Source organism: Pseudonocardia sp. SID8383 (assembly GCF_009864975.1).
In the GTDB taxonomy this organism is placed as follows: domain Bacteria; phylum Actinomycetota; class Actinomycetes; order Mycobacteriales; family Pseudonocardiaceae; genus Pseudonocardia; species Pseudonocardia alni.
Genome location: NZ_WWFY01001261.1, coordinates 1 through 489 on the forward strand (window position 1 = coordinate 1; position 489 = coordinate 489).

At 78.3% G+C, this 489-nt stretch carries 1 pseudogene; it reads left to right on the plus strand.

Features of this window, described 5'->3' with window-relative positions:
* Positions 1-489: pseudogene (locus tag GTW08_RS30820) on the plus strand (hypothetical protein); the annotation flags it as partial.

Sequence of the window (489 nt, forward strand, 5' to 3'; positions counted from 1 at the left end):
CGCGGCGTTCCTGCAGGCGGACCCCACGATGGTCGGCAGCGTCGACGCCCGGCGGAACCTCGCCGGGGTACTGGCCGAGCTGGCCGCCGCGGGCGTGCTGGAGCCGACCGGCCGGACCGACGACGGGGTGCCGCCGCTGCCGAACTCGGTACGGCTGGTCCGGCCGCGCACGGACGCCGCCCCGGCCGTGGACCGGGGACCGTGGCATCACGCGCTGTCCGGGGCCGCGGATCTCCGGCGGCCGTCGCGGGTGCTGCTGCAGGTCAACGACTGGCTGTTCGCCCACGCGTCCCGCGCGGTGGAGGTCCCGCTGCGCGAGCGCGCGCTGGAGATCACCGGCGACGAGAAGGCCTTCGACGGCCCGCTGCCCGGCGGGCTGACGCCGGAGGTCCTGCGGGCCCGCCGGGTCGTCCCGCCGCTGCACCGCGAGCGCCTGCCCGGCGGCGGGCCGGTGCTGCTCGTCGTCGAGAACGCCGACCCCCTGGACTC